This window comes from Amycolatopsis echigonensis (assembly GCF_014174495.1).
Lineage (GTDB): Bacteria > Actinomycetota > Actinomycetes > Mycobacteriales > Pseudonocardiaceae > Amycolatopsis > Amycolatopsis echigonensis.
Genome location: NZ_JACJHR010000033.1, coordinates 56991 through 71562, shown reverse-complemented (window position 1 = coordinate 71562; position 14572 = coordinate 56991). Strand labels below are relative to the sequence as shown.

Here is a 14572-nt window from a genome sequence, read left to right as displayed (position 1 = left end):
GCCGGGCTGCGGTGGGGGTGGTTCAGCGGTACCGCTCGTGCCGGGTTTCCCAAGAAGTTGCCAGTACCGCTCTCACGGACGAGGAGGTCGCGCGACGCCGGAGTCGCGTCACCAGGATCATTCCGTGCTTCGCCATCGGGTTGGCGAGGTACGCCCGGCGGCTTCGGCCTGAGGTCCAACGACGGTGCGAACATCGCGGGCTCAGCGGGACAGTACTGCCAGCGATTCCAGCGCCGCGCGGTAGATCCCGCGGATGGCTTCGCCCAGCGCCAGCTCTTCGTCGGCGGACTCGGCCACGAAATCGGCTTCCCACACCACTTCCGCCCCGTCGGCGTGGTCGCGCACAGTGAACCGGGAGCGGTACGAGCGCAACGCCAGCGGGCCGGACAGGTACTCGTAGACATAAGTCCGCGCGGCATCGTCGTGCTCGACGATACGCTCGCTCGCCACTCCGCCGCCGACGAACGTCGCGCGCCGCACATCGCCGTCCTGGCTCGACTTTTCGATCGCGGGCACCCAGTCCGCGATGTTCGCGGTGTCCCCGCCGGTCTTCCACACCGTCGCCGGCGCCGCCGCGATCACCAGGGTTTCGACCACTCGCATTGCTGTCCTCCACGCTCGTCGGGTTGCTGCGGCCGAACGCTACGAACCCGCGTGCCGAGCGCCTAGTCCGCTCTGGGGGACAGTCGTTCCCGCAGCTCGCGCTTGAGGATCTTGCCGCTGGGATTCTTCGGCAGGGAATCGGCGAACACCACTGACTTGGGCACCTTGAACCCCGCCAGCACCCGGCGGCAGCCCTCGATCACGTCGCGTTCGGTGAGCCCGCTCCCGGGTACCGCGACGACGACCGCCGTCACCGACTCGATCCACCTCGGGTGCGGCACTCCCACCACCGCGGCCTCCGCGACGCCGTCCACTGTGTACAACGCTTCCTCGACCTCACGAGTGGCGACGTTCTCCCCGCCCGTCTTGATCATGTCCTTCTTGCGGTCCACCACCCACAGGTAGCCCTCCTCGTCGAGGTACCCGAGGTCGCCGGAATGGAACCAGCCGCCGCGGAAGGCGTCCGCGGTCTGCTCCGGCTTTCCGTGGTAGCCGACGGTGGCGTGCGGGCTGCGGTGCACGATCTCCCCGACTTCGCCCGCCGGAAGCGGCCGGTCCGCGTCGTCGACGACGCGGGTCTCGACGTTCAGCGCCGCGCGTCCCGCCGAGCCGGGGCGGGATTCCTGGTCCTCCGGGCCGAGTGCGGTGGCCAGTGACGCCATTTCCGTCTGCCCGTAGAAGTTCCAGAACCGCATTTCCGGCAGGCGCCTCTTCATCTCCCCCAGCACTTCCACGGGCAACGCGGAAGCGCCGTAGTAACCCTTGCGCAGCGACGTGATGTCCGTCGAGCCGAGCTCGCGCAGCAGCGAGATCCACACCGTCGGCGGGGCGAACAGGTTCGTCACCCGCTCCGCCTCGATCGCGCGCAGCATCGCGGCCGGGTCGGGCCGGTCGAGGATGACACTGGTCGCACCGAGATACAGGTCCGTGGAGAGGAAATTGTCCAGCTGCGCGCAATGGTACAGCGGCATCGCGTGCAGCTCGACGTCGCTGCTTTCCATCCCGCCGGTGACGATGCAGCTGACGTACTGCCACATCAGCGAGCGGCTGGTGAGCATCGCGCCCTTCGGGCGGGATTCCGTGCCCGAGGTGTACATGATGCGGATGACGTCGTCGTCTCCGACGTCCACTGGCCGCGGTCGCCCGTCTGCGCCGGACCACTCCGCGAAGTCCCGCCACCCGGACGGAACGTGCTCACCGATCACCGCACGCACCCGGACTTCGTGCTCTGCCAACGCTTTCTCGGCCACCGGCAGCAGCGCGTCCTCGACCACGAAGGCATCGGCGCCACAATCACGCAGGATGTAGCCGACCTCGCCGCCGGTGAGCATGAAGTTGACCGGCACGAACACCACCCCGACGCGCGCGGCGGCGAAATCGAGCACCGGGAACTGCCAGCAGTTGTGCGACAACACCACGAGCGTGTCGCCGGGGCCCAGCCCCGCCGCCTGCAGCGCCGCGGCGACCCGGTCCACCACGCCGTCGAACTCGACGAAGGTGAGCCGGACGTCGCGGTGCACCACCGCCGTCTTGTCCGGGAAGCGGGCCGCCGAGCGGCGCGGGATGTCGGCGAGGCTGTGCGCACGCGCCCGTTCGACGGTCACGGGATTTCTCCTTCTTCCGTTGTGGAAACCCCGCGGGCAGCCCGGCCACAGGCCGCCCGCGAGGCAGTTTTCAGGCGGTGCGCAGGTAGCCGGGCAGGATCTCCTGCGCGGCCTCCACCAGGGTCATCGGATCGACCAGCAGGTGCTGGGTCGCGACGGCGGCGTCGCGGGTGCACCGGCCGAGCGCGCTGGGGTTGCGGATCGACTGGCTGCCGCCCCACCGGTGCGCGAACCCGACGACCTCGCTCGCCACCTCCTGGACCCACGTGGTGACCTGCCGCATCCGCGCGCGCTGCTCGGCGGTGATCTCCTCGCCCGCCGCGGCGGTCTGCTCCGCCTCGCCGTGGATGTCGTATACGTAGGCCCTCGCGGCCTGCAACAGCGCCTCGTACTTGGCGAATTCGCGCCGGAACAACGCCGAGTCGCCGACGAAGGTGTCGTAACCTGGCCGTGCCTTGCCCGAGGAAATGGTCACGATCTCCTGCAGCGCGCGGGTCGCGAGCCCGAGCGCGACGCCCGAGTGCCCGCCGACGCCGATGCCCAGCAGGCCCAGCTTGTACAGCGGCTCCGGCCGCACCGGGGTGGTGGAGAAGGTGTCCATCGTGTGCTTCTCCGGCACGAACACGTCGGTCACCGCGTAGTCGTAGCTGCCGGTGCCGACCAGGCCCATCACGTTCCAGTTGCCCAGGAACTCGACCTTTTCGCGCGGGACGAAGGCCACCCGGCACACCGGGTCGCCGGTCTCGGACACCAGGGGTTCGCCGTCGTCGCCGTGCACCACGAACCCGGCGCCGATCCAGCTGGCGTGCGCGGAACCGCTGGCGAATTGGTAACGGCCATTGACGAGATAGCCGCCGTCGACGCGCTTCGCCTTGCCGGTCGGCAGGATCATCCCGGCGGTGATGCCGGGGTTGGGCTGGTCGAAGATCTCCCGCGCGCCTTCTTCGCTGAAGAAGCCGACGGCGATGCCGGTGCTGAACGCGTTGGCCATCAGCGCCCAGCCGGTGGACCCGTCGGCACGGGAGATCTCCTCGATGACCTTCAGCGAGTCGACCATGCCGAGCCCGAGGCCGCCGTACTCCTCGGGCACCATCAGCCAGAACAACCGCGCTTCGATCAGCGCGTCGACGACGGGCCGGGTGATCGTGGTCTCGCGCTCGATGGTGTCGGCTTCGCTCTCGATCAGCGGCGCGACGGCCTTCGCCCGGGACAGGGCGTCCGTGGCCGGGCGGGCGAGGGTTCCGGTCATGTGCTTGGTCCTCTCTGACTGCACGTTGGGCGCCTTCGAGACTCCCGCCGGAACCGGGTCGTCACATCCGGGCCGCCACGTGGTCAGCCACCCGCTTTCCGCCATTGCGCGACCTGCGCGCGCCGGGACAGGCCGAGCTTGTCCAGGATGTGCTCGACGTGGCCCTCGACAGTGCGGTGGGAAATGACCAGTTTCCTCGCTATCTCCCGGTTCGTGAGTCCCTCGGCGACCAGTTCGGCGACTTCGGATTCCCGCCGCGACAGGCCGGACCCGCCCGGGCGGACCCGGTTGACCCCCCTCCGCTCGCCCAGCGCGAACTCGATAACCCGATCGCGTGACATCGCCTGGCCCCGCGCGAGCGCGGAGTCGTATCCCTTGTCTCCCAGCCCGTTCCGGGCCTGCCGTTCGAACCGGGTGCGCTGGTCGAGCCAGTGTTCCGAGCCGTAGAGCTGCATCCCGACCGATGCCCACAGCGTCTCGGCCGCACCGAGCAGGACCGCGGCCCGCTCGGCTTCCCCGCGCGCGGCTTCGCTCCATGCCAGCAGTTCCGTGGTCAGGGAAAGCCCGATCGTGTCGTCGAAAGGCTGCTTCATGCGCAGGCTCTCCGTCGCTCGCGCGACGGCTTCGTCATGGTCCCCGCACATCAGCGCGGCCAGGCCGAGGCCGTACACGGCATAGGACAACATCCAGCGCTCACCGTGTTGCTCGCACTGCGGGCGCAACTGCTCGAAATGCCGCAGGGCTTCGTGGGTGTCGCCGGCGAAGATGTAAAGCAGTCCTAAGTGGACACGCAGCGAACCGAGGAGGTCGAGGGGCGCCTCGGTGCCCTGATAGCGGTCCAGTGCCTCCAGCAGGATACGTTCCGAGCTGCCGAAGTCCCCGCCGAAGAACGCCACGAGCCCCTGCTCGTGCCGGTTGTAGGCCAACCCGAACGCGTCCCCGGCGGCCTCGGCGATCCGCATCCCTTCCGCCAGTGCGCGGCTCGCGGCGTCACGATCCCCTTGCAGCGTGGCTACGAGCCCGAGGGTGGCGAGCGCCCGCGCCCGGTCCGGCGAGGCGTCCCGCTCGAGGCCGAGCGCGCGTTCGAGCCAATAGCGGTGTTCGGTGAAGGAGAACCCGGCCGCCCAGAGGAACCACGGCGCACCGATCAGCCGAGCGCCGTCGCCGCCCCGCGCCAGCGCGGTTTCGAAGGCCGTACGCAGGTTCGCGTGTTCCAGGCGCAGCTTCACGCACCACTGCTGCTGGCGCTCGCCGAACCACTGCCTCGTGACGTCGCCGACCATCCGGGCGTAGTAGGCGTGGTGGCGGGCGCGCAGTTCGGCCGCCTGTTTGTCGTTCAGCTTCGCCTGGCCGTATTCGCGGAGTGTCTCCAGCATCCGGAACCGGACCTCGCCGTGCTCCTCCTCCCGCAGCAGCAGGGATTTTCCGACCAGGCCGTCGATCCCGTCGACGATGTCATCGTCGGTGAGCCTGCTGTCCTGACACACTTCCTCGGCGGCGGCGAGCGAGAAACTCCCGGCGAACACGGAGGTCCGGATCCACAGCTGGCGCTCCACCGGGGCGCACAGCTCGAAGCTCCAGTCCACCGTGGCCTGCAGGCTCCGGTGCCGCTCCGGGGCCGCCCGGTTCCCGCCGGTCAGCAACCGCAGACGATGTCCGAGCCGGTCGGCCAGCTCGGACAGCGACAGCACCCGCAGCCGCGCGCACGCCAGCTCGATCGCCAGCGGCAGCCCGTCGAGCTGCCCGCAGATCCGCCGCACCAGCGCGAGATTCGCGTCGTCCAGGGAGAATTCCGGCAGAATGTCCCGGGCGCGAGCGGCGAACAGCGTGACCGCGCTGTCCCCCAGCGGTGCCACGGCGACCGCGTGCTCGCCCGGGATCGCGAGCGCTTCCCGGCTGGTGGCGATGATCCGCAGTTCTTTCGCGCCGTGCAGCAGGAAACTGGCCAGTTCCGCGCACGCGCCGAGCAGGTGCTCGCAGTTGTCGAGCACGAGCAGCAGCTGCCGGTTGCGCAGATGGTCGACCAGCAGGTGCCGCGGGCTCGCGGAGCGGTCCCGGATGCCCAGCGCGTCGACGAGCGTCTGCGCCAGCAAAGCCGGATCCCGCAACGCGCCGAGTTCGACCCAGCGGACGCCGTCGGCGAAGGCACGGCGGACCTTGTCGGCGGCCTGGATGGCGAGCCGGGTTTTGCCGACTCCGCCAGGCCCCAGCAGCGTGACCAGCCGAGCCGAGCCGAGCACCTGCCGGATCGTGGCCAGCTCCCCTTCCCTGCCGACGAATTCGGTGAGCTGCGCGGGAAGTTCGGTACGCGGGCCGGGCGTGGCCGGGGCCGGCCCCTGCGCCTCGGCGCGCAGTGCGCGGACCCGGTCCTTGAGCACGGTCGTCGAGTGCTCCCAGCCGATCCGCACGGCGATCGCCGCGACCGTGATCGCCGGGTCCTCGGCCAGCAGCGCCCGGATGGCGGGCTCGTGGGCGTCGGCGACGGACCCCCTGGCACGCGGCGGCCCCGGGGGTTCGCCGAGCTGCAGCGCGCGCCGCACCGTGTTGCGCGAGATGCCCCGGTGCCGGGCGATCGCCTTGATCGGCATCCCGTCGGCGTGCAGCTGGCGGATCTCCCGCCAGTCCTGCGCATTCATCACGATGCCTCCTCGTCGAGGCGTCAGCCCGGTTGACGCGTGGCCAACTATGCGAGGCCCGCGGACTACGTGTCAAGGACGGCGGATGTTGACCCCCTCGGTCGTGGCACGCCCGGCGATCGCCCAGGTCAGCGCGCCGGGCCGGACACGTGGCGGATCACGGGCGTTCCCGGTACCGGTCCACCGCACGGCAGGGAAGCCTCGGCAGCAGAACCCGATCAGGAAGGATCCAGCATGAGCAGTCAGGACCCGGTGAAGGTCGCCGAGCGCTTCGTCGAGGCGTACAACTCCGGCGACCGCGATGCGCTCCTCGCGCTCTGCGCCGAGGACATCCACGTCGAACACCACAACCGCGGCGTGGATCTGAACGACCGCGACGCCTTCGGCGACATCATCAAGGGTTTCGAGGCGGCTTTCCCGGACAAGCACTTCGAGAACCGCCGCGCCCTGCACTCCGACGGCGACACCGTGGTCGTCGAGCACACGTGGGTGGGCACCGCACAGGCCGACGTGCCCGGGTTCGCGACCGCCGGCGAGGTGGCCCGCATCGACCTGTGCAGCCGCTACACCGTCCGCGACGGCCTCGTCGTCGAGTACCACGACTACGGCTGATCCGCGATGACTTTCCGGGCCCGGGTGGCCGGGGCGCTGGCGGACGGTCACCCGGTCATCCTTCTCGACGAGCACGGCACCGCCGAGCTGATGGTCGCCGCGGCACTGGCCACCACGGCCTCGCTGGCGTTCCTCATCCGGCACGGCTCCGGGTTCGTCCGCGTCGCGCTGACCGGGCAAGCGTGCGACCGGCTCGGTCTGCCACCGGTCACCGCAGGAGGTCCGCACCGGTGCGCTCAGGCGGTCGCGGTCGACGCCGCCGACGGCGTGAGCACCGGGATCTCCGCGGCAGACCGGTGCCGGACAGCGCGGTTGCTCGCCGATCCGGCCACCGAGCGCGGTCAGTTGCGCCGGCCTGGCCACACGGTCCCGTTGCGGGCCTGGCCGACAGACGGCGTTTTCGACGAGCCCGGCGTGGCCGAAGCCGGGGTCGAGCTCGCCCGGCTGGCCGGGGCCGAACCGGCGGCCGTCCTCTGTGGACTCGTCTCGCGCCGTGCCCCGTGCGAGATGGCGGGGCACGGCGAAGCGCTGGCCTTCGCCCGCCAGCACGACATCCCAGCGGTGAGCGTCACGGAACTGTTCCCGGCGCCGGAAAGGAGAGCAGGATGAGCGAGTTCGACGCGGTCGCGTTCCGGACGGCGCTGAGCCGCTTCACGACCGGGGTGGTCGTGGTGACCGCGCCCGGGCCGGTGGGCATGGTGGTCAGTTCCTTCACGTCGGTGTCGCTGGAGCCGCCGCTCGTGCTCTTCTGCGCGGGCAACGGTTCCTCGACGTGGCCGAGAATCCGGGAGTCCAGCCGGTTCTGCGCGAACGTGCTCGCTTCGGGCCAGGAACCGCTCGCCCGGCAGTTCGCGGGACCGGGCGACCGGTTCGACGGGGTCGGCTATCAGCCCGGCCCGCACGGCAGCCCGGTCCTCGACGGCGTGCACGCCTATGTGGACTGCGAGATCGCCGGGGAGTACCCGGGCGGCGACCACACGATCGTCGTCGGGCGCGTGCTGGGCCTGGACACCGGGCACGGCACCGGCCCGCTGGTGTTCCACCACAGCAGATTCCACGACGGCGCGTTGCTCAACCTCGTCTGAACCCGGGAAAAGCCCGGCCGTGCGCGCGGCCGGGCTTTTCCCGTGTGCTCACATCTTGCCGATCGCCCCCGCGTCCACGGGCAGCGAAATGCCGGTGACATATCGGGATTCGTCGGACGCCAGCCAGGCCACGGCGGCGGAGATGTCGCGCGGCTCGACCCACGGGATCGGCAGCACGTTCATCCCGGCCTGGCAGGCCTCCCGGAAGTCCTCGTGCGTCGGCGAGTCCAGGTCCGGCCGGAACAGCCGGTACATCGCCTCGTGGTCGATCATGTCGGTGAGCACCGACGTCGGCTGGATCGCGTTGCACCGGATGTTCTGGGCGCCCAGCTCGTTGGCGATGGAACGGGTGAGCCCGATGACACCGTGCTTGGCGGCCACGTAGTGCGCGAAGTTCGGGAAGCCCTGGGTGCCGCCGGTGGAGCTGATCAGCACGATCGACCCGCCGGTGCCCTGCTCGATCAGCGTCGGCACGGTGGCTCGCACCGTCTTCCACACGCCGGAGAGGTTCACGTCGATCATCGTGTCCCACTGCTCTTCGGTCAATTCGTGCACCGGCGCCGAGGAGAACACGCCGGCGTTGGCCACGACGACGTCCAAGCGGCCGAGTTCGGCCACCCCGTCGGCTACCGCCTCCGTCAGCGCCGCGAGGTCCCGCACGTCGACCTCTCGCGAGACCGCCCTGCGGCCCGCCTTTTCGATGTGCTGGGCGGTTTCGGCGAGGTCGGCCGAGGTCGCGCCGCGGTAGGCCGTAGTCGGCACCTTGCCGCAGATGTCCACGATGATCAGGTCGGCGCCCTCGTTGGCGAGCCGCACCGCGTGCGAACGTCCCTGTCCCCGGGCCGCACCGGTGACCAGCGCGACCTTGCCGTCAAGACTTCCCATTTCCCAACTCCCGTCGTCGTTAACGGTTCCGGGAGCGACACTGCCCGCCAACCCGGTCCGCACACGACCGGGCGACCACGTGGTCCGGTCCCCGGGTGCGGGGTCCGCCCTCCGCACGGCTCCCCTGTCCCCTGTCACTGCTCACGCCCAGTGCGCTGGCCTTACGTCTTTCCGGGTCTGGGCAATGCGACGGTCTCCGATCGTGTTGTTTGGACTGACGCACTTGACCATGGCGATGCTGGTCGGGTTAGCGTGCCCGGTCTGCTGCCGACCAAAGAGGTCGAGAGCCCGGCTTCGAGAACCGCCCGCCCGGCCCAAGATTTCGCCCAAGACGCAGAGGCGTCCCTGCCTAGCATTGGCAGGGCAGGCACTCGGAGGGCTGAGCGAGTTCGAAGGCGATTTCGAGATGACCAACGCCGCGGATGTCGTTCGTCTGGATCCGTCGGACCCGGCCTTCACAGCAGACCGGCACACGGCTTATCGCCGCCTGCGAGAGACTTCGCCGATCGCCCGCACCGTGGTGAACGGGCAGGATTCGTGGCTGCTCACCGGCTACGCCGACGTCGAAATGGCTCTCAAGTCCGCAAAGAACACCGTGCAGCCGCACCCAGGCGAGTTTCCCGCCCACTTCGGGACCGGGCCGACGGCGGAGTTCTACCGATTCTCCCTCCCTAACGTGGACGCGCCCGCGCACACCCGGCTGTGCGAGCTCGCGTCACCGGCGTTCCAGCCGCGGACAGTCAAGCGGATGCGGGTGCGGGTCGAGGAGATCATCGTGCGCGGGCTGGGCGAACTGCCCGGGCGCGACGAAATGGTCGGATTCGGGCGGGAGTGCGCGGTGAAGATCCCGGCGCTGATCGGTGCCGCCTGCTGCACGCGCCGATGCGGGAGGCGGGCAGGGTCTTGGACCGGATGCCGGGTCTCAACGCCGTGCTCAGCCAGGGCGAGATCACGCCCGAGCAGCTCGCGGAAGCCGACGCGGCGAGGCCGCGTGAGTCAACACCGTTGATGGCCGAACGAAAGGGGCTCGAACCTCCCCGCAAGCAGCAGACCGTAGATACCGACCAGCGCGCAGCCGAAGAGGATCGACAGGCTCCACACCCGGCTGTCGCGGATGACGCGCAGAACGGGCACGTGCCGCTGCCCGCCCAGTGCCTCGCGCTCGGATTCCAAAGCGGACTCCAGCCACGCCTTTTGCTCCGCGGTGAGCCATTTGACGTCGGCGGGGCGCTCGGCCATCGCGCGAAACGCGACCAGTCCGAGGATCATCGCGGCGGCGCCTGCCACGATGAACATCCATTGCCAGCCGGCGAGGCTCGCGAAGCGGTCCAGATACTTCATGAGCGCGGTGGAACTCGGGCCGCCCAGCACCGCCGCGATCGAATTGCCGATGATGTACCCGCCGACCGCCCGCGCACGGTAGCGCTCGGGGAACCACTTGGTGACGTAAACCGCGATGCCGGGCAGGAAACCGGCTTCCATCACGCCGAGCAGGAAACGCATGACGCAGAAGCTCGTATCGTCATAGACGAACGCGGTCAGCGCCGCGACCGCACCCCAGGTCAGCAGGATCCGGCCGATCCAGCGCCGCGCCCCGAACCGGTGCAGCAGCAGGTTGCTCGGCACTTCGAGCACCATGTAGCCGAGAAAGAAGATGCTGCCCGCGAAACCGAAAATCGAGGGGCCCAAACGCAGTTTGTCACCCATGTCCAGTTCGGCGAAACCGATGTTGCTGCGATCCAGGTAATTGAAGAACAACATCAGGAAAAGCAACGGAATCAACCGATGATACACTTTACGCACCGTGGGCGATTCGATCTGGTCAGTCATCGTTGACCCCATCACGCGCAGGCGGTTCCGCGAGTGCGCCGGGATTTCCTCAGCCTGCGAAGAGGGCGAAGTGCGCGTCCAAGATCGGGCCCTTGATCCAGTCCGGACTCGCTTCGACCAACCAGCGCGACTCCTTCTCAACCGTGTCGCACTCCGCGTCCGCCACCAGCGACGAGCTTCGGCAGTACGCGTCGCACAGCCGCACAATGCGATCGGCGAGTTCCTGCATACGCTCAGCGACATCCTCGGGCGGCAACGGCCCCAGACACTCAGCCGCGCCGAGACCCCGGCCGCAGCCGTCGAGCGAATCCCGTGGCTGAAAAACAACTGGTAACACCGTGGTTTTTCCCGCCGACTCCATTTCAGACCGTTCCGCGCATCGGGGCGCGGTCGGCGAAATCCGCATCAGGACATATCATGCATGGACGAGCCAAGAAATTGATCGCCGCCGCGAGTGCCGCGGTTCTGGCGGTCGCCGCGGCGATTCTCGGGGCCGGCAGTGCGTCGGCTTACGGCGGAGACGGCGCGATGGACGTGTACCAGCTCGCGATTTCGTTCAATTGCGACAATCCCGCGTTTTGCGGCAGCCAGAACCTCGGCGGGTTCTGGGGGTGGGGCGAACTCGACCACAACCCGGCGACCGGAGCCAACACCGGGGACGCGGAGCTCACCGGCTGCAGCCACGGCGCCTTCAACGGCGCGGCGCACACCAGCGCCGACGTGACGAAGTGGTGGGTCGGGCCGGGCAGCGCCGGGCCGTACACCTTCTTCACCGACGAAACCGACACTACGACCAGCCGCGGCCAGACCACGGTCACCAAGCTCACCAATGACGACATCGGCGTCCCGGCGATCCCGGGCCACTACTCGAGCAGCGAAATCTTCGGCTTCACCCCGCCTCCGGGCGTGAGCGCGCAGATCCAGGTTTCCTTCAAACCGGCGCACTGACGCGCCCCGGTCCCGGCGTTCCCGTCCGCGGGGGCGCCGGGACCGCTCAACAGGGCCAGCGAGCCGCGTCCAGGCTCCGGTTCTTGCGCATCGAACTGAAGCCCAGCGCCGTGGTTTCCGGGCAGAACTGCTCGTTCGGCAGCCGGTATTCGACGTGGAACACCGCTTTCCCGGCCCGGATGAACGGGACCAGCAGATCGCACTGGCCTTGTTCCGCGCACGATTCGTCGATCGAGAAGTCGAAGTCCGGCAGCAGGTCGCCGACCTGCTCCAGATCGTTCTTCAACGCGATCGACAGGCCGAGCCGGTGCGCGATCCCGGCCAGCATCCGGTTGTAGGAGAGCTGATCGGCTCCGGTCAGTGGGAAGCCGGTGTCCTCGGCGTAGGAGTCGGCGTTGTCGGCCTCGATCGCGTCGAACCCCTTGTCCCGGCACTGCCGGAACCGGGCCGTCATGATCGAGGCCAGAATGTCCTGGCGGCGGATGTCGAGCCACTGCTCGCCCGGCCAGCCGTCGTTCTTTCCTTTGACCGCAGGCGGAAACGCCGCGGCGTCGGGACGGAAGTCCTCGGCGGCGCCCGCGTTCACGTAGCAGACGACCTCGCGGCCCGCCCGGTGCAGCGCGGCGACGACGTCCGCGCTGTTGTCGACTCCGTCGATGTCGTAGACCTGGGCGTTCACCGTGGTGTCGACCGTCCCGCTCAGCTGCCATTGCCACGTCGTGCGCGGCGCCGGGATCCAGCGCTGTTTCCCGGCCACGACCGACGGCGGGACCGCGACGGAGGACGGGGCTGCCGCGCACGACCCCGCCACCAGGAAAGCCGCCAGGAAAGCCGCTAGGACGGAGAAGAAGCGAGCAGGCCGCCGGGCAGGCACTGCCATGGGTTGGCGCCCCCTTGGTCGGTGAGGTAAGCGTTCGCCGCGTTCCGGCGGATCGCGAGCCGCTCCACGTCCGCGAAGTACTTGCCGGGCACGGCGTGGACCAGGTGGAAGAACCGGTCGGCGGGCCAGCGGCGCACCCAGCGCGGGATTCCCGCGTCCACATAGGACCGGAACGGGCCTTCGAAGGTGCCGAGGAGATCCGCGTGCTCGGCGTAGCCCTCGGCCGGGTGGGCGCCGTGGTTGAACGCGACGACCCCCGCGCCCGCCGCGCGCACCGCGCGGGAGAGCGACGCGTAGTGCGGCAGATCGGCGGACAGCGCTGAGACCCGGTCGAACATCACGCCGTTCGCCTCGTACCAGTCGACGTACCGGTCGAACTCGGCGAGCACCTCGGCGGCGGGACGGCTGCCGTAGTCGGTGTCGACGTAACCCGCGACCGCGACCCCGGCCTCGCGCAGCCGTTCCAGCGGCCGCAGGAACGCCTCGTCGCACTGCCCGCCCGGACCACTCGCCGGGTTGAGCACGACGAGCCGGATCCGGTCCGGGTGCCGGGCCAGCTCGGCCCAGTCCCCCGGCCGCACGGTCGGGTAGAAGTACGCCGGCACGACCAGCTTGATCACGACGCGCTCCACAGGTCCGCGACGGCGTCCGCGAGATCCCGCCGGGGGCTCCACGGCAGCGTCCGCGTCGTGAGCGTGAGGTCGGCTTCCTGCCACGGGACGTCCGCCGACCGCACGGAGCCCGGCGCGTCCTCGTAGACCGCGCACCCGGCTCCGCTCGCTTCGAGCAGTTCCTTGACCAGCGCTCGCGCCGACAGTCCGCGGCCACTGCCGACGTTCAGCACCGGCGGGAGCGCCGGCACCGCGAGCGCGGCGAGCACCGCGTCGGCGACGTCGCGGGCGTCGACGAAATCCCGGACCGCGTCCAGCGGGCCCAGCCGGAGATCGCTGCCGTCGGCGACGGCCTTGCGCAGCGCGGCGGCGGCGCGACCGGGCAGGCCGCTGAGCGACGCGCCGGCGCCCACCGGGTTGAACACCCTGAGCACGACGCAGTCCAGGCCCCGCTCGCGCGCGTGCACGACGCTCTGGGTGCCGAGCAGCTTGGTCATGCCGTACGGGCCGATCGGCCGAGGACTCGCGTCCTCCCGGACCGGGACGCCGGGCGAACCGCGGCCGTATTCCGCGGCGGATCCCAAGTGGACCAGGCGGACGCCTCGGTCGGCCAGCGCCACGGCGTGCACCAGGTTCTCCGTCGCGGCGACGTTCGCCCGGGTCAGGGTTTCCGCGTCGCCGGCGACCGCACCCGCGCAGTTGACCACCGCGTCCGGCGCCACCTCGACGAGCAACTCGGCGAGGTCGCCGGCCACGCACGCGGAGAGGTCGAACAGATAGTCCCGGTCCGCCGGGCGCACCGGGCTGCGCCCCGCGGTGACCACGTCGAAGCCCCGCGCGCACGCGGCGCGCCGGACGTGGCCGCCGAGGAACCCCGACGCGCCGATCACCAGGACGCGCATGGCGAACCCTTCAGCAGGGTCTTCTTGAGGAGGTCGAACTCGGCGTTCGCGCGGTCGTAGTCGTCGGGCCGCCCGATGTCGAGCCAGTAGCCGTTGAACGCGTATTCGCGCGGCGGGACGCCCCGGGCGAGCAGGTCCAGGACGAGTTCGTCGAAGCCGAGCGGCAGGCCTCGGGTGTAGGGCAGGAGGGTCTCCCGGGACAGCCCGTAGACGCCCATGCTGACCCGGTAGTCCAGTTTGGGCTTCTCGACGAAGTCGACGACCACACCGTCCTGTGTGGACAGTACGCCGAAGTCCACCTGCACCTGGCGCTGGTACGTCGCGACGGTCAGCGGCGCGCCGCTCTCCCGGTGCCGGCCCAGCAGGTCCGCGAAGGAGATGTCGGTGAGCACGTCGCCGTTCATCACCAGGAACTCCTCCGGCAGCCGGTCGACCAGGTCCACCACCGGACCCATCGTGCCCAGCGCCGAACCCTGCTGGTGGTAGTCGATGTCCACGCCCCAGCGCCGTCCGTCGCCGGCGTAGGAGCGGACCAGCTCGCCGAGATGCCCGATCGCGAGCGTCACCCGGTCGAACCCGGCCTGCGCCAGCTGGGTCAGGACGATGTCGAGAATGGAGAACTCGTCCCCGATCGGCACGAGCGGCTTCGGCAGGCGCGTCGTGTAGGGACGGAGTCTGATGCCTTTGCCGCCGGCCATGATCACCGCGTGCATGATCGCCTCCTCGA

Annotated in this window: 16 protein-coding genes; 5 read left to right on the top strand and 11 right to left on the bottom strand. The window is 69.8% G+C overall.

Going from position 1 to position 14572, the window contains the following annotated elements; genetic code table 11:
* Positions 1-201 precede the first annotated feature (201 nt).
* The 4 genes from H5411_RS23215 to H5411_RS23200 form a co-directional block, all read right to left on the bottom strand.
* Positions 202-603, bottom strand: coding sequence for an SRPBCC family protein (locus H5411_RS23215; RefSeq protein WP_101438725.1), 402 nt, complete (start codon positions 601-603; stop codon positions 202-204).
* A 62-nt stretch (positions 604-665) separates the two neighbouring features.
* A complete protein-coding gene (locus H5411_RS23210) occupies positions 666-2207 on the bottom strand; it encodes a fatty acyl-CoA synthetase (RefSeq protein ID WP_101438724.1) in 1542 nt (513 codons plus the stop codon).
* Positions 2208-2277: 70 nt separating this feature from the next.
* Positions 2278-3456, bottom strand: coding sequence for an acyl-CoA dehydrogenase family protein (locus H5411_RS23205; protein WP_101438723.1), 1179 nt, complete (start codon positions 3454-3456; stop codon positions 2278-2280).
* A gap of 83 nt (positions 3457-3539) precedes the next feature.
* Complete coding sequence (locus tag H5411_RS23200) at positions 3540-6092, bottom strand: ATP-binding protein (RefSeq protein ID WP_101438722.1); 2553 nt, start codon at positions 6090-6092, stop codon at positions 3540-3542.
* Positions 6093-6326: 234 nt separating this feature from the next.
* Between H5411_RS23200 and H5411_RS23195 the strand changes: the two genes are divergently transcribed.
* From H5411_RS23195 to H5411_RS23185, 3 genes are read left to right on the top strand one after another with little or no spacing between them, the layout of a single operon-like run.
* Positions 6327-6704, top strand: coding sequence for a nuclear transport factor 2 family protein (locus H5411_RS23195; RefSeq protein WP_101438721.1), 378 nt, complete (start codon positions 6327-6329; stop codon positions 6702-6704).
* A gap of 6 nt (positions 6705-6710) precedes the next feature.
* Complete coding sequence (locus tag H5411_RS23190) at positions 6711-7313, top strand: 3,4-dihydroxy-2-butanone-4-phosphate synthase (protein ID WP_101438720.1); 603 nt, start codon at positions 6711-6713, stop codon at positions 7311-7313.
* Complete coding sequence (locus H5411_RS23185) at positions 7310-7789, top strand: flavin reductase family protein (RefSeq protein ID WP_101438719.1); 480 nt, start codon at positions 7310-7312, stop codon at positions 7787-7789. Before H5411_RS23190 ends, H5411_RS23185 begins: the two co-directional genes overlap by 4 nt.
* Positions 7790-7837: 48 nt before the next feature.
* Here the strand turns inward: H5411_RS23185 and H5411_RS23180 are convergent, their stop codons facing one another.
* The gene (locus tag H5411_RS23180; RefSeq protein WP_101438718.1) at positions 7838-8674 is read right to left on the bottom strand and encodes a mycofactocin-coupled SDR family oxidoreductase; all 837 of its coding nucleotides are present in this window, start codon (positions 8672-8674) and stop codon (positions 7838-7840) included.
* A 406-nt stretch (positions 8675-9080) separates the two neighbouring features.
* Here H5411_RS23180 and H5411_RS23175 point away from each other — a divergent pair, with 406 nt between their 5' ends.
* The gene (locus tag H5411_RS23175; RefSeq protein ID WP_143271457.1) at positions 9081-9683 is read left to right on the top strand and encodes a cytochrome P450 family protein; all 603 of its coding nucleotides are present in this window, start codon (positions 9081-9083) and stop codon (positions 9681-9683) included.
* Here the strand turns inward: H5411_RS23175 and H5411_RS23170 are convergent.
* Together H5411_RS23170 and H5411_RS23165 are read right to left on the bottom strand one after the other, a co-directional pair.
* Positions 9671-10504, bottom strand: coding sequence for an MFS transporter (locus tag H5411_RS23170; protein ID WP_101438716.1), 834 nt, complete (start codon positions 10502-10504; stop codon positions 9671-9673). The genes H5411_RS23175 and H5411_RS23170 overlap by 13 nt on opposite strands.
* A 49-nt stretch (positions 10505-10553) precedes the next feature.
* Positions 10554-10910 carry a hypothetical protein gene (locus H5411_RS23165; RefSeq protein WP_143271456.1) on the bottom strand — a complete coding sequence of 119 codons (357 nt, stop codon included), beginning with the start codon at positions 10908-10910 and terminating at the stop codon, positions 10554-10556.
* A gap of 11 nt (positions 10911-10921) precedes the next feature.
* On the opposite strand from H5411_RS23165, the gene H5411_RS23160 reads away from it, so the two are divergent.
* A complete protein-coding gene (locus tag H5411_RS23160) occupies positions 10922-11452 on the top strand; it encodes a hypothetical protein (protein WP_101438714.1) in 531 nt (176 codons plus the stop codon).
* Positions 11453-11498: 46 nt separating this feature from the next.
* On the opposite strand, the gene H5411_RS23155 is transcribed toward H5411_RS23160, so the two are convergent.
* From H5411_RS23155 to H5411_RS23140, 4 genes are read right to left on the bottom strand one after another with little or no spacing between them, the layout of a single operon-like run.
* Positions 11499-12332, bottom strand: coding sequence for an endo alpha-1,4 polygalactosaminidase (locus H5411_RS23155; RefSeq protein WP_101438713.1), 834 nt, complete (start codon positions 12330-12332; stop codon positions 11499-11501).
* Positions 12287-12952, bottom strand: a complete 666-nt coding sequence (locus H5411_RS23150) for a spherulation-specific family 4 protein (RefSeq protein ID WP_158242538.1) — start codon at positions 12950-12952, stop codon at positions 12287-12289. The genes H5411_RS23155 and H5411_RS23150 overlap by 46 nt, the downstream gene beginning before the upstream one ends.
* Entirely contained in the window at positions 12949-13845 is an 897-nt protein-coding gene (locus H5411_RS23145; RefSeq protein WP_101438711.1) for an NAD-dependent epimerase/dehydratase family protein, read from the bottom strand. The genes H5411_RS23150 and H5411_RS23145 overlap by 4 nt, the downstream gene beginning before the upstream one ends.
* Positions 13830-14558 (bottom strand): nucleotidyltransferase family protein, encoded by a 729-nt coding sequence (locus H5411_RS23140; RefSeq protein ID WP_101438710.1) that lies wholly within the window; start codon positions 14556-14558, stop codon positions 13830-13832. Before H5411_RS23140 ends, H5411_RS23145 begins: the two co-directional genes overlap by 16 nt.
* Positions 14559-14572 lie beyond the last annotated feature (14 nt).